The sequence below is a fragment of the Stenotrophomonas sp. TWI602 genome, from assembly GCF_039674045.1.
Classification (GTDB): Bacteria; Pseudomonadota; Gammaproteobacteria; order Xanthomonadales; family Xanthomonadaceae; genus Stenotrophomonas.
Map to the genome: position 1 here is coordinate 112718 of NZ_JBDJMT010000008.1, position 13132 is coordinate 125849.

The window sequence follows — 13132 nt, forward strand, 5'->3', positions numbered from 1 at the left end:
CTGTGAAACGGGCCCGGAAATCCGGGCCCGTTTCAGGTGTGCAGCGTGTTACCGCGGCGATCAGTACTTGAAGCGGAAGTTCAGATAGTACTGGCGGCCGTTGGAGTAGAACGAGGTCGGAATCAACGCGCTCTGGTAGTACTTGTAGGTCGGGTTGTTGAGGTTCAGGCCATCCAGGCTGATGCTCAGCCAGTCGGTTGCCTTGTAGCTCAGCGACGCCGACAGGGTGCCGAAGTCATCCTGGTAGTACGGGTTGGTACCGGACAGGCTGATCAGGAACGAGGAACGGCGGGTGTAGCTGACGCGGGCGCCGAAGCGTTCGTTCTCGAAGTACGCACCCACGTTGTAGGTGTTCTTCGAGGTGCCCAGCAGGTTGTTGGTGCCATCGGCCCAGGTGTGGTTGGTCTTGCCATTGGCGTAGGTGTAGTTGGCGTTGACGCCGAAGTACTCGCCGATCGGCTGCTCGTAGGCCACTTCCACGCCGGTGACCTGCCCATCGGCATTGATCGGGGTGGAGATGTCGTAGGTTTCAAGCTGGTTGGTCAGTTCGCTGAAGAGCTGGCGCTGGACCACGTCGAAGGCGATGTAGTCCTTCAGGCGCATGTGGTACGCGCCCAGCGACAAAAGGCCGCGCGGCATGAAGTACCACTCCAGGTTGGCATCCAGGTTGCTGGACAGGGTCGGCTTCAGGTCGGGGTTGCCGCCACCGCCGGTCTTGTTCAGATCCGAACCCCACGACGACGCACCCAGTGCCGAGTAGTCCGGCAGCGTCTGGGTCTGCGACGCGGCCACGCGCAGCACCAGGTCATCGTCCAGGTCGAACTTGATGTTGGCGCTCGGCAGCACGCGGTCGTGCTTGTTCTCGAAGGCCTGGCGCTGCCACATGCCGAACAGGCTGCGCACGTCGGCGCGGGCCGGATCGCTGACGGCCAGGTAGGTGTCGATGTCCTGCTTGATGTTGACGTAGCGCAGGCCGATGTTGCCGCTCCACCAGTCACCGGTGAAGTTGGCCTGCACGTAACCGGCGAAGTTCTTTTCCTTCACCTTCCACTCGGCACCGTAGTTGTGGCGGCCGTCGGGACCGTCGTTGCCGGCCAGCCAGGTCGAGTTGTTGACGATGGCGTTCTGCAGCGCATCCGGGGTGTAGTACCAGATGTTGCGCGGGAAGGTGCCGCCCACGCCGCTGGCGAAGTTGCCCGGGTACTGCCCGGTGGCGCTGCCGCGCAGTGCGGACCAGATATCGCCCGGGCTGGCGCCTTCCGGTGACAGGGCTTCACGTTCGTGGTCGGCGAAGCGCAGGCCGAAGTCGATCGAGCTCAGCGTGCCACCGTTGCTGAAGTACTGGTTGAAATCCAGCGACGCCCAGTCTTCCTTGTCCTCTGCCTTGACCAGCTGGTTGCCCCAGGTGCCGAAGCTGCTGACGCCTGCTTCGCTGAGGTCGCCACCGATGTTCCAGTCGACCGGGGAGCCGGCGCCGTGGCTGGCGTAAGACGCGCCGCCACCCTGGCCGACGGTGACTTCGGCGATGAACTGGCGCGGGGTTTCGCCGGTGCCCTTGGTGGTGCCGGCCTGGAACTTCGCGTTGAGGTTGTCGTTGATCTGCCAGTCCGCGTCGAAGGTGACGTAGCTGCTCTTGGCGGTGGCCTCGCGGTAGATCATGTCGTACACGCCGTAGTTCGTACCGGGAACACCGGTATACGTCGCGTTGGTGATCACGCCATCCACCACGGTGTAACCCGGGTCCGGGGCCTGGGTCCGGCCGAAGCCGCTGCCGAACATCATGAAGTTGCGGTTGTAGTTGTTTGCTTCCAGTTCGGACGTGAAGCCGCTCAGGCCCAGGGTCAGCGTGTCGATCGGCTTCCACTGCACGGTGACCATGCCACCCTTGCGCTTGCGGGTCTGCTCGAACAGGGTCGAACCCAGCAGGCCGGGAATGGACAGGCCTTCCAGGTCCGGACGCGGCGCCTGCAGGAACTGGCCCGGATTGGCCGGATCGGGGATGCCTGCCACGACCGGATCGGTCGCCTTGAGCGCGAAGAAGCCGCCCGGGATTTCCTGCGCTTCACGGCGCAGTTCGCGCTCCTGGTAGAAGCCCTGCACCAGCACGCCGAAGGTGTTGGCGTCATTCTTGTAGTTGAACAGGGCCGAGTACTGCGGATCGGTCGAGTCGGCCTGGTCCGAGCGCACGGCGCCGATCGATGCTTCGGCCGTGAACTGCTTGGCGAACTGCAGCGGGGTACGGGTGATGATGTTGACGGTACCGGTGGTGCCGCCGTCCTGCAGCTTGGCCTGCGAGGACTTGTTCACTTCCACCGAGCTGACCAGCTCGGACGGCAGCAGCGAATAGCTGACGCTGCGGCCGACGTTGTTGCCCTGGCTGAGCACGAACCAGTCGGCCGAGCCGACGCTGTGGCCGTTGATGAGGGTCTGGGTCAGGCTCGGGCTGGTGCCGCGCAGGCTGACACGGTCGGCTTCATCGAAGCCGCCCTCATCGGCGCTGGACGAGCTGATGTTCACGCCGGGCACGCGCTGCAGGGTATCGGCGACGTTGTGCGCGGGCAGCTTGCCCACGTCTTCGGCGGTGACCACTTCCAGGCGCGCATTCGCTTCGCGCTTGGTATCGAGCGACTTCTCCATCGAACCGCGGATGCCGGTGACCTGGATGGTGTCCAGGTCGGTTGCGGCCGGCGTGGAGGCAGGGGCCTGCTGCGCGTGGGCGCTGAAGGCCAGGCAGCTGACGATGGCTGCGGAAAGCAGGGTCTTGCGGGTGTTCATGATGTCTCTCCTCATCACTCGATGGTCGCCGGCGACGGCGTCTGTTTGCTTGCGTCTGGTACGACTGTGCCGCGCGCCTGTTGTCCGGGTGCGCCTTGGGTACTACGTACTGCGTGGTGCGGTGTCCGCAGCGCCGATCCCGGCGCCGTGGCAGATCAGGTGTCCGAGCGGCCGAGATACCAGCTGGCGGCGCCGATGACGCCCAGCTGCCCGTGCTCGACCACCTTCACGGGAATGCGTTCCAGCGCCTCGCGCATCGGCCCCTTGTTGAGGTACCGCTCGACGAAGGTGCTGTTCAACAGGAAATCGCGGATCTGCGGCAGGATGCCGCCGGCCAGGTAGACCCCGCCGGTGACGCCGTACTGCAGCGCCATGTCACCGATCGTGCTGCCGAGCAGGCCGCAGAACACGTCCAGGCTCTGCCGCGCGAGCGGGTCCTGATCGGCCACGGCGGCGGCGGTGATCGCATCGGGGGTGGTCAACGTCGGTGCGTGGTCGTTCAACGCGCACAGGGCGCGATACAGATTCATCAGGCCGGGGCCGGACAGCGCCTGCTCGACCGAGACATGCGACCGGTCGCGCAGCATCTGCCGCACGATCGCCATCTCCAGTTCGGTGGTGGTGGCCAGCGTCGGCTGGCCGGCTTCGGTGGCCAGGACCACCGCGCCATGGGCGGTCGGAATCCATACCGCCGCGCCGAGGCCGGTGCCGGGACCGACCACCAGGGTCGGGCCGCGCGGGGCGGTGGCCGGGCCGGTCAGCTGCAGCACGCCGCTGGCATCGACCTGGGCGGCGGCGTAGGCCACGGCTTCGAAGTCATTGACGATGTACACCTGGTCCAGCCCGACATCGCGCTCGATCTGCCGCGCCGACAGCGGCCAGGGCAGGTTGGCGGTGATCACCGTGCCGTCGTCGCGGGCATAGCCGGCCGTGGCGACCACGCAATGCGTCGGGCGCGGGCCGTCGGCCAGGAAGTCGGACAGGATCGCGCTGAGGCCGGCGTAATCCGCATTGCGGAACTTGCGGTAGTCCAGCAGCTCCACCGGATGGGCCGGATCGGCGCTGGCCTGGACCCGGCCAACCCGGACATGCGTGCCACCCACGTCGGCGGCCAGGAACGGCGGCGTCGCGGCGGGCGGGGCATGGGCCGGTACAGCGTGGGCGGCGTTGGTCACACGGACTCCATCGGTTGGGCACGGCCAGGGCTGACCCGGCGATTGAGGCGGAGTCTGTAATCGTTCTGACAACGATGTCAACGATAACCTCACACTTTCGATGCTGCGCCGCAACGTGGGTTTGCGCGGGAAAACGTTTTCATCACACTGCCGTCATGTTTTCGCAAACTGCCGTGAATACGGGCTTCGCTCCTCCCGCGCCGAGCGCTGCCGCCAGATTGCGCAGGTGCAGCAAAGGAAAATGCGCGGCGCTGGCGTGAACCAGTTGTTGACAAACCTGGCGGCTGCAACGAATAAATGTGACAACGTTGTTCCCAGCCACTCTTCCGATGCCGCCCAGGCGCCGTCGATGCAGGAGCCTCCTTGATGTCTGCCGTGCCTGCTGCCTCCGCGCGTTCGAGCGTGCTTACCTCGATCCTGATCATCGGCGTGCTGTTCTTCCTGATCGGCTTCTTCACCTGGCTCAACGGCCCGTTGATCACCTTCGTCAAGCTCGCCTTCGAGCTGGACGAGGTCGGCGCCTTCCTGGTGCTGATGGTCTTCTACCTGTCGTATTTCTTCCTGGCCCTGCCGGCCTCGTGGATCCTCAAGCGCACCGGCATGAAGAAGGGCCTGAGCCTGAGCCTGCTGGTGATGGCGGCCGGTGCGGTGGTCTTCGCGCACTTCGCCCAGCAGCGCTGGTACCCGGGCGCGCTCAGCGGCCTGTTCATCATCGGCAGCGGCCTGGCCCTGCTGCAGACGGCGGTCAACCCGTACATCAGCATCCTCGGCCCGATCGAGACCGCGGCCCGGCGCATTGCGCTGATGGGCATCTGCAACAAGATCGCCGGCATGCTGGCCCCGGTGCTGATCGGCACGCTGGTGCTGCATGGCATCGGCGATCTGGACGCCCAGGTGAAGGTCGCCGATGCGGCCGCCAAGACGGTGCTGCTCAATGACTTCGCCGCCAAGATCCAGCTGCCGTACATGGCCATGGCCGGGCTGCTGGTGGTGCTGGCAGTGGGCGTGCTGTTCTCGCCGCTGCCCGAGCTGAAGACCGCTGAAGCCAATGCCACGCCGGCCCGCGCGCCCGGGGTGGCCGAGCGCACCAGCATCTTCCAGTTCCCGCACCTGTGGCTGGGCGTGCTGTGCCTGTTCGTGTACGTCGGCGTGGAAGTGATGGCCGGCGATGCGATCGGCACTTACGGCCACGGCTTCGACCTGCCGCTGGACCAGACCAAGATGTTCACCTCGATCACCCTGGGCGCGATGCTGATCGGCTACCTGGCCGGCCTGGCGCTGATCCCGCACCTGGTCTCGCAGTCGCGCTACCTGAGCATCTCGGCGGTGCTGGGCGTGCTGTTCTGCATCGGCGCGCTGCTGACCCACGGCTATGTCTCGGTGGGCTTCGTGGCGGCCCTGGGCTTTGCCAACGCGATGATGTGGCCGGCGATCTTCCCGCTGGCGATCCGCGGCCTGGGCCGCTTCACCGAGACCGGCTCGGCCCTGCTGGTGATGGCCATCGCCGGTGGCGCGATCATTCCCCAGCTGTTTGCCGTGCTCAAGCAGCACTTCGATTTCCAGTGGGTGTTCGCCGGCCTGATGGTGCCCTGCTACCTGTACATCCTGTTCTATTCGATGCGCGGCCACCGCGTCGGGCTGTCCCGCGACGGGCAGTGATCGGCGATCATGGACGCTCAACCGGTCAGCCAGGAAAAGACGATGCGTAGAGCGACCATCAAGGATGTCGCCGAACGGGCCAAGGTATCGCTGAAGACGGTCTCGCGGGTCATCAACAACGAGCCCTCGGTGATGCAGGCCACCCGTGCACGGGTGCTGCGTGCGATCGCCGAGCTGGACTACGAGCCCGATCCGGCCGCGCGCAACCTGCGCACCGGCACCACGCTGGTGGTCGGGCTGGTCTACGACAACCCCAACCCGTACCACATCATCGGCGTGCAGAACGGCGTGCTCGCCGCCTGTCGCGAAACCGGCTTCGGGCTGCAGATCCACCCCTGCGATTCCAGCTCGCCGATGCTCGCCGAGGAACTGGCCGACTGGGTGCAGCGTTCGCGCCTGGCCGGGCTGGTGCTGACCGCGCCGATGTCCGAGCGCAAGGATCTGGTGGCCGCGCTCACTGCCCGCGGCATCAAGCTGGTGCGCATCATCGCCGCCACCGCCGATCCCGAAGACGGCGCGTGCGTGTTCGTCGATGACCGCGAAGCGGCCTATGAAATCACCGAGCACCTGATCCAGCTGGGCCACCAGCGGATCGGCTTCCTCTGGGGCGGCACTTCGCACAGGTCCAGCGGCGAACGTTACGCCGGCTACGAAGCAGCACTGCGCGACTACGGCATGAGCATCGACAAGCACCTGGTGGTGCAGGGCGATTACACCTTCGATGATGGTTTCCGCGGCGCACGACGGCTGCTGGCGCTGCGCGAACCGCCTACCGCGATCTTCGGCTCCAACGATGAAATCGCCGCCGGCGTGCTGGCGGCAGCCAAGTCCACCGGCATGAACGTGCCCTACGACCTGTCCATTGCCGGTTTCGAGGACAGCCCGTTCTCACGCCAGTCCTGGCCGCCGTTGACCACCGCCAAGCAGGCCACCGAAGACATCGCCCGGCATGCCGCGCGCCTGCTGATCGCGCAGCTGCGCAGCGATGCCTACGACGACGCACCACTGCAGCTGCAGAACCAGGGCTTCGTGCCGCAGCTGGTGGTGCGTGGCTCCACCGCGCCGATGCGCCCGCAGGGTGCACGGCTTCCTTCTCCTGAAACGACCTGAGTCCCCATGTCCCTGCCTGCTCCCCACGACACCCTGATGTACCGCGAAGCCGCCGAGGCTGCCGATGTGATCGCCGCGCAGTTCGCGCGCAACCAGGTGGCCGTGGAGACGCTGGCCGCCAGCCTGCGCGCGGCGCCGCCGCCGTTCGTGGTGACCTGCGCGCGGGGCAGCTCGGACCATGCCGCCACTTACGCCAAGTACCTGCTGGAAACGCGCCTCGGGCTGGTGACTGCCTCGGCGTCGCCGTCGGTGGGCTCGGTGTACGAAGCGCCGCTGAAACTGCGGGGCGCGCTGTACATCGTCATTTCGCAGTCGGGCAAGAGCCCGGACCTGCTGCGCAACGCGGAGGCCGCGCGTGCGGCCGGTGCGCGCGTGGTCGCGTTGGTGAACGTGGAGGATTCGCCGCTGGCGCAGCTGGCCGAAACGGTGATCCCGCTGGGGGCCGGTGCCGAGCGCAGCGTGGCGGCGACCAAGAGCTACCTGGCCTCGTTGTCGGCGATCCTGCAGCTGGTGGCCTACTGGAGCCAGGACGCGGCACTGATCGCCGCGCTGCGGGCGCTGCCCGATGCATTGCGCCAGGCCTGGAACAGCGACTGGTCGGCGCTGACTGAGGGCCTGGTGCCGGCGCACAACCTGTTCGTGCTTGGCCGCGGCCTGGGCCTGGGCGCGGCCCAGGAAGCCGCGCTGAAGTTCAAGGAGACCTGCGGCCTGCATGCCGAGGCCTACAGCTCGGCCGAAGTGAAGCATGGCCCGATGGCGCTGGTGGGCCCGGGCTTCCCGGTGCTGGCGTTTGCCCAGCCCGATGAAACCGGCGCGGGCACCCGCGCGGTGCTGGAGGAGTTCGGCGCGCGCGACGCGCAGGTGTGGCTGGCCGACGTCGATGGCGACCTGGCGCTGCCGGTTGCGCCGCACCCGGCCTGCGCACCGCTGCTCACCGTGCAGGCCTTCTATCGCGCCATCAACGCACTGGCGCTGCGCCGCGGGCACAACCCGGACCTGCCGCCGCATCTGAACAAGGTGACGGAAACCGTCTGATGAAAACCGTCCTGCGCAATGCCCGGATCCTGGCCGGCGATGAGTTCCGCGACGACCTGGCAGTGGTGATCGAAGACGGCCGCATCACCGCGCTGGTCTCCGACGCGGCCCCGCAACTGGGCAGCGCCGACGAACAGGTGGACCTGGGCGGCGGCTGGCTGCTGCCGGGCTTCATCGACGCGCAGGTCAACGGTGGCGGCGGCGTGCTGTTCAACAACACGCCCGACGTGGACAGCCTGCGCACGCTGGCTGCCGCGCACCGCCGCTTCGGCACCACCGGGCTGCTGCCCACGCTGATCAGCGACGATGTGCAGGTGATGCGCCGCGCGATCGACGCCACCCGCGCGGCCATCGCGCAGGGCGTGCCCGGCGTGCTCGGCATCCACCTGGAAGGCCCGTACATCGCGCCGGCGCGCAAGGGCACCCATGACGCCAACAAATTCCGCGTGCCCGACGCTGACGAGATCGCGATGGCGGCCTCGCTCGACAACGGCGTGACCCTGTTGACCCTGGCCCCCGAACGGGTGCCGCTGGAGAGCATCCGCGCGCTGGTCGAGCGCGGCGTGATCGTGGCCGCCGGGCATACCGCCGCCAGTTACGAAGAAGCGCGCGCCGGGCTGGACGCCGGCATCCGCGGTTTTACCCATCTCTACAACGCGATGTCGCCGTTGACCGGGCGCGAGCCGGGTGCGGTGGGCGCGGCGCTGGAAGACCGCGACAGCTGGATCGGCATCATCGCCGACGGCGTGCACGTGCACCCGGCCAGCCTGCGCGTGGCGCTGGCGGCCAAGCCGCGCGGCAAGGTGATGCTGGTCACCGACGCGATGCCGCCAGTGGGCGCCGACAGCCCCAGCTATGAGCTGTATGGCGAAATGATCACGGCCGTGGACGGCGTGGTGCGCAATGCCGCCGGTTCGCTGGCGGGCTCGGCGCTGGACATGGCCACGGCGGTACGCAACGCGGTGCACCTGCTCGGCCTGCCGCTGGACGAGGCTGCACGCATGGCCTCGCGTTACCCGGCGCAGTTCCTCAACCTGGACGACCGCCTGGGTGAGATCGCCGAGGGCTACCAGGCCGACCTGGTGCTGCTCGACGACGCACTGCAGGTGCGCGCCACTTGGATTGCTGGCGAGCGCGAGGACGCATGACCGCCTCCCCATCGCCGCGCATGGGCTCGATCGATGCCCTGCGCGGGCTGACCGTGGCGGCGATGCTGCTGGTCAACAACCCCGGCGACTGGGGCCATGTGTATGCACCGCTGCTGCATGCGGACTGGCACGGCTTCACGCCCACCGACCTGATCTTCCCGCTGTTCCTGTTCATTGCCGGCGTGTCGATGGCCTTCAGCCTGTCGCCGCGCGCGGGCGAGCCTGCGTTGCGCCCGGCCCTGCGCAGTGGCCTGCTGCAGCGTGCGCTGCGCATCGCGGTGGCCGGCGCGGTGCTGCACCTGCTGGCGTGGTGGCTGATGGACCTGCCGGCCTACCGGCTGTGGGGCGTGCTGCAGCGGATCGCGCTGTGCGTGGCGGTGGTCGGGCTGCTGGCGATCCAGACGCGTGCGCGCACGCAATGGGCGGTGCTGGTCGGGCTGCTGCTGGTGTACACGGCGATCCTGCTGGGGGCCGATTCGCTGGCACCGTGGGTCAACCCGGCCAGCCGCCTGGATACCGCGTTGTTCGCGCCGCTGCTCTACAAGTACAACCCGCTGACTGGGCTCGGCCACGACCCCGAAGGGCTGCTGAGCAGCCTGGGCGCGCTCGCCAGCACGCTGCTGGGCCTGCGTGCGGGCGCGTGGCTGCGGGCGGGGCAGGTGGGTGGGCTGGCGGCGCTGGCCACGGCATGCCTGTTCCTGGGCGGTGTAGCGACGCTGTGGCTACCCCTCAACAAGCAGCTGTGGACCCCCAGTTTCGTGCTGTGGACGGGCGGGCTGTCGGTGGCGGCCTTGCTTCTGGCCCACCTGCTGGTGGATCGCTGGGGTGCGCCGGCGCTGGGCCGACGCTTCGGCGTCAACGCCATTGCCGCCTACCTCGGCTCGTCAGCGATGGCGCTGCTGCTGATGGCCAGCGGCGCGTGGGGATGGCTGTACCAGACGCTGTCGGCGCTGCTGCCGACGGCCCCCGCACTGGCCTCGCTGCTGTGTGCGCTGAGCTTCGTGGCGGTGTGGTGGGGCGTGGTGTGGGCGCTGGACGCGCGGCGCATCTACCTCAAAATCTAGGATGGGCATCACGTGCGTTTACCCCCCCATCACGGCGCGGCGGTAAAAGTACTGACGCCGGTCTGCGTAGAAGCACTGGGCCGTTGCCGTACCCCCCTCTTGTAGAACAGGAAAGGCGTATGCGCTCCAAGCCCGCTTCGCCGGCACGCACCGTGCTGGCCGACCGCATTTCATATTGGTTGCGTCGAAGCTGCGGGGGCGCGCTCGGCACGGTCCTGCTGGCCGGTACCGCGCCCGCCTGGGCCGGCTGCGACAACCCCGCGCCCGGGCAGGACCAGACGGTGACCTGCTCGACCGCAGCGCCCAATCCGGATCCGGTGGCGATCGTCACCGCCGGTGGCGCGTCCAACACCTCCATCAACGTGCTGGCCAACGCGCAGCTCGCTATCGCCAGCGGCGATGCGATCACCGTGCAGGCCGGTACCGGGCATGCCATCAACAACAGTGGCAGCATCATCGCCAACGCCGGCCGCGCGCTGCAGCTCAACGGGGCCACCTACCTGACCAACCGCGGCACCCTTGCCGGCAGTACCGGCGGCGTCGTGTCCGGTGCCGGCAACGACCGCATCGACATGCTCGGCGGCAGCATCCAGGGCGGCGTGCTGCAGGGCGCGGGCAACGACACCCTGGTGATCCGCGACGGCGTGATCGACAGCGTCGACCAGGGCGATGGGCAGGACAGCCTGGAGATCAGCGGCGGCAGCGTGACCGGCACCGTGCAGCAGGGGGCGGGCATCGACACCTTCCTGATGACCGGTGGCAGCATCGGCGCCCTGCTGCAGGGCGATGCGCTGGACCGCTTCCGCATGACCGGCGGCCGCATCGTCGGCGCGTTCGACGATGGCGATTACGCCGAAATGACCGGCGGCCGTATCGGCCGGGTCAACATGAAGCTGGACGACAACACCTTCCTGATGTCCGGCGGCACCATCGACGGCAACCTGGTCACCGGTTTCGGCCGCGACACCATCGTGCTGTCCGACGGCTACATCGGCGGCAACATCAGCGTCAGTGGCGGCGATGACGCGGTGACCATCACCGGCGGCACCGTGCGCGGCGAAATCCGGCTGAGCTTCGGCAACGACAGCCTGACCTGGAACGGCGGCGGCGTGGTGCACGGAGCGATCGACTTTGGCGAAGGCGATGATGTCGCGCAGCTGAGCAACCTCAACAACGCCCACCTGGGCGCGCTGCCGTCTTTCGATGGCGGGCTGGGCAACGATGTGCTCGGCCTGGACAACGTCAAGACCAATGGCGTGGCGCGCTTCACCAACTGGGAACAGGTGGCGCTGCGCGACGATACCCAGCTGACGTTCGATGGCACGTGGGTGCTGGGCGACAGCGGCAGCGGCACGGGCAGCCTGGACATCGATGCCACCAGCGCGGTGTTCGGCGGCGGCAGCAACGGCGTCCTCGCCCCGTTCGTGGCCGGGCGGCTGGCCACGCTCACCAATGCCGGCCGCATCGATCTCAGCAATGGGGGCGGCGTCGGCGATACCTTCACCGTGGTGGGCAACTATGTCGGCAACGGTGGCGCGTTGTACCTCAACACGGTGCTGGGCGACGACAGCTCGCTGTCGGACAAACTGGTGATCTCCACCGGCAGCGCCACTGGCACCACCGGCGTGGGCATCCTCAACGCCGGCGGCACCGGCGCGTCCACGGTGGCTGACGGCATCCTGGTGGTGCAGGCGATCAACGGTGCGACCACCGCGCCCACCGCGTTCGCGTTGTACAACCCGGTCGCTGTTGGTGCCTACGAGTATTTCCTGTTCAAGGGCGGCGTCAGCGGCGGCACCAGCGAAAACTGGTATCTGCGCTCGACCCTGGTGGCCAGCGTGACCCCGGCGCCCGCACCGCCGCCGGGTGGAGTCACCACGCCGCCGCCCCCGCCGCCGGAGGGCGCCGGGACCCCGCCGGCGGAGCTGCCACCCGCGCCGCCCCCGCCGCCGGACGTCAATCCGCCGGATGATCCCAACCCGGCCGCGCCCGAGCCGGCGCCACCGCCGGAGCCGGCCGATCCGGCCGACGTGGCGCCGCCCACCATCGATACCCCGCCGCCGGTGCCCACCGACGTGGCGGCGGTGCCCGGGCCGCTGGCGGTGCCGCCCACGCCCGGTGCGCGCCCGGCGCAGGGCGACATCATTCCGCTGTACCGCTTCGAGACCGGTCTGTACTCGGTGGTGCCGCCGTTGCTGCGTGAGACCAGCCTGGCCAGCCTGGGCACCTTCCACGAACGCCAGGGCGAGCAGCGTCTGCTGGCCGGGCAGGGCGGCGTGCGCGCGGCCTGGGCGCGGCTGGTGGGGCAGAGCCACGAACAGCAGTGGGACGGCGACGCGCAGCCCGGCTTCGATGGCGACATCCAGGGCATCCAGGCCGGCCTGGACCTGTACGCCAACGCGACCGATACCCACCGCGACCAGTTCGGCGTGTTTGTCGGGCGCACCCGTGCGCAGGGCAACGTGACCGGTTTTGCGATCGGCTGGGAAAACGTTGCAGTGGGCCGCACGCGGCTGGATGACAAACACGTGGGCGTGTACTGGACCCGCGCCGGCAGCGCCGGTGGCTACCTGGACGCGGTGGTGATGCAGAGCCGCTACGACGGCGACGCAACCTCCTCGCGCGGGCTCGGCATCGACGTGCGTGGCGATGGCACTACCGCCTCGCTGGAAGTGGGCAAGCCGCTGCTGCGCTTCGGGCAGAGTGCGTGGTGGCTGGAGCCCCAGCTGCAGGTGATCTGGCAGCGCACGTCGGTGGACGATGCCGGCGACGCGGTGTCCGCGCTGCGCTTTGACAACGACAACGCCTGGACCGGGCGCGTCGGCCTGCGCCTGGCTGCCGACTACGACATCGCCGGCAACGGCTGGCAGCCGTACATCAAGCTCAATTACTGGCAGACCCTGGACGGCGAAGACCGCATCGATTTCGATACCAACCGCATCCTCAACCAGCAGGATTCACGCGCGCTGGAAGTAGGCGTGGGCGTCGTTGCGCGCTTCAACAGCACCGTCAGTGCGTTTGCAGTGGCCGATTACACGCGCGACCTGGAAAGCAGTGCACGCAAGGAACGCAAGGTGATCGAAGGCAATATCGGGCTGCGGCTGGACTGGTAGGGCGACGGCAGGCAAAAATCCGCAGCGGTACGCCGGACGGAATCGGCGATGCC

9 protein-coding genes are annotated in these 13132 nt (G+C 68.1%); 7 read left to right on the forward strand and 2 right to left on the reverse strand.

Features of this window, described 5'->3' with window-relative positions; genetic code table 11:
• Window positions 1-60: 60 nt before the first annotated feature.
• Both ABE483_RS10385 and ABE483_RS10390 read right to left on the reverse strand, forming a co-directional pair.
• The gene (locus ABE483_RS10385) at window positions 61-2775 is read right to left on the reverse strand and encodes a TonB-dependent receptor (RefSeq protein WP_313219579.1); all 2715 of its coding nucleotides are present in this window, start codon (window positions 2773-2775) and stop codon (window positions 61-63) included.
• 155 nt (window positions 2776-2930) lie between these two features.
• Window positions 2931-3950: a glucokinase family protein gene (locus tag ABE483_RS10390; RefSeq protein ID WP_346481623.1), complete on the reverse strand. Its 1020-nt coding sequence runs from the start codon at window positions 3948-3950 to the stop codon at window positions 2931-2933.
• Between the two features lie 100 nt (window positions 3951-4050).
• Between ABE483_RS10390 and ABE483_RS10395 the strand changes: the two genes are divergently transcribed.
• The 7 genes from ABE483_RS10395 to ABE483_RS10425 all read left to right on the forward strand — a co-directional run bounded on the left by ABE483_RS10395 (window position 4051) and on the right by ABE483_RS10425 (window position 13079).
• Window positions 4051-4317, forward strand: coding sequence for a hypothetical protein (locus tag ABE483_RS10395; RefSeq protein ID WP_346481624.1), 267 nt, complete (start codon window positions 4051-4053; stop codon window positions 4315-4317).
• A complete protein-coding gene (locus ABE483_RS10400) occupies window positions 4317-5609 on the forward strand; it encodes a sugar MFS transporter (protein ID WP_313211616.1) in 1293 nt (430 codons plus the stop codon). Before ABE483_RS10395 ends, ABE483_RS10400 begins: the two co-directional genes overlap by 1 nt.
• Window positions 5610-5651: 42 nt before the next feature.
• Window positions 5652-6719, forward strand: a complete 1068-nt coding sequence (locus ABE483_RS10405; RefSeq protein WP_313211617.1) for a LacI family DNA-binding transcriptional regulator — start codon at window positions 5652-5654, stop codon at window positions 6717-6719.
• 6 nt (window positions 6720-6725) lie between these two features.
• On the forward strand, window positions 6726-7754 hold the full coding sequence (locus tag ABE483_RS10410) for an SIS domain-containing protein (protein ID WP_313426754.1): 1029 nt from the start codon (window positions 6726-6728) through the stop codon (window positions 7752-7754).
• Window positions 7754-8902, forward strand: coding sequence for an N-acetylglucosamine-6-phosphate deacetylase (nagA, locus tag ABE483_RS10415; RefSeq protein WP_346481625.1), 1149 nt, complete (start codon window positions 7754-7756; stop codon window positions 8900-8902). The genes ABE483_RS10410 and nagA overlap by 1 nt, the downstream gene beginning before the upstream one ends.
• Window positions 8899-9966: a heparan-alpha-glucosaminide N-acetyltransferase domain-containing protein gene (locus tag ABE483_RS10420; protein WP_346481626.1), complete on the forward strand. Its 1068-nt coding sequence runs from the start codon at window positions 8899-8901 to the stop codon at window positions 9964-9966. The genes nagA and ABE483_RS10420 overlap by 4 nt, the downstream gene beginning before the upstream one ends.
• A gap of 119 nt (window positions 9967-10085) precedes the next feature.
• A complete protein-coding gene (locus ABE483_RS10425; protein WP_346481627.1) occupies window positions 10086-13079 on the forward strand; it encodes an autotransporter domain-containing protein in 2994 nt (997 codons plus the stop codon).
• Window positions 13080-13132: the final 53 nt, after the last annotated feature.

Excerpts from the sequence above, each read along its gene's own strand:
- ABE483_RS10385 (WP_313219579.1), bottom strand. The coding sequence starts at position 2,775 with ATGAACACCCGCAAGACCCTGCTTTCCGCAGCCATCGTCAGCTGCCTG.
- ABE483_RS10395 (WP_346481624.1), top strand. The coding sequence starts at position 4,051 with ATGCTGCGCCGCAACGTGGGTTTGCGCGGGAAAACGTTTTCATCACAC.
- ABE483_RS10400 (WP_313211616.1), top strand. The coding sequence starts at position 4,317 with ATGTCTGCCGTGCCTGCTGCCTCCGCGCGTTCGAGCGTGCTTACCTCG.
- ABE483_RS10405 (WP_313211617.1), top strand. The coding sequence starts at position 5,652 with ATGCGTAGAGCGACCATCAAGGATGTCGCCGAACGGGCCAAGGTATCG.
- ABE483_RS10410 (WP_313426754.1), top strand. The coding sequence starts at position 6,726 with ATGTCCCTGCCTGCTCCCCACGACACCCTGATGTACCGCGAAGCCGCC.
- nagA (WP_346481625.1), top strand. The coding sequence starts at position 7,754 with ATGAAAACCGTCCTGCGCAATGCCCGGATCCTGGCCGGCGATGAGTTC.
- ABE483_RS10420 (WP_346481626.1), top strand. The coding sequence starts at position 8,899 with ATGACCGCCTCCCCATCGCCGCGCATGGGCTCGATCGATGCCCTGCGC.
- ABE483_RS10425 (WP_346481627.1), top strand. The coding sequence starts at position 10,086 with ATGCGCTCCAAGCCCGCTTCGCCGGCACGCACCGTGCTGGCCGACCGC.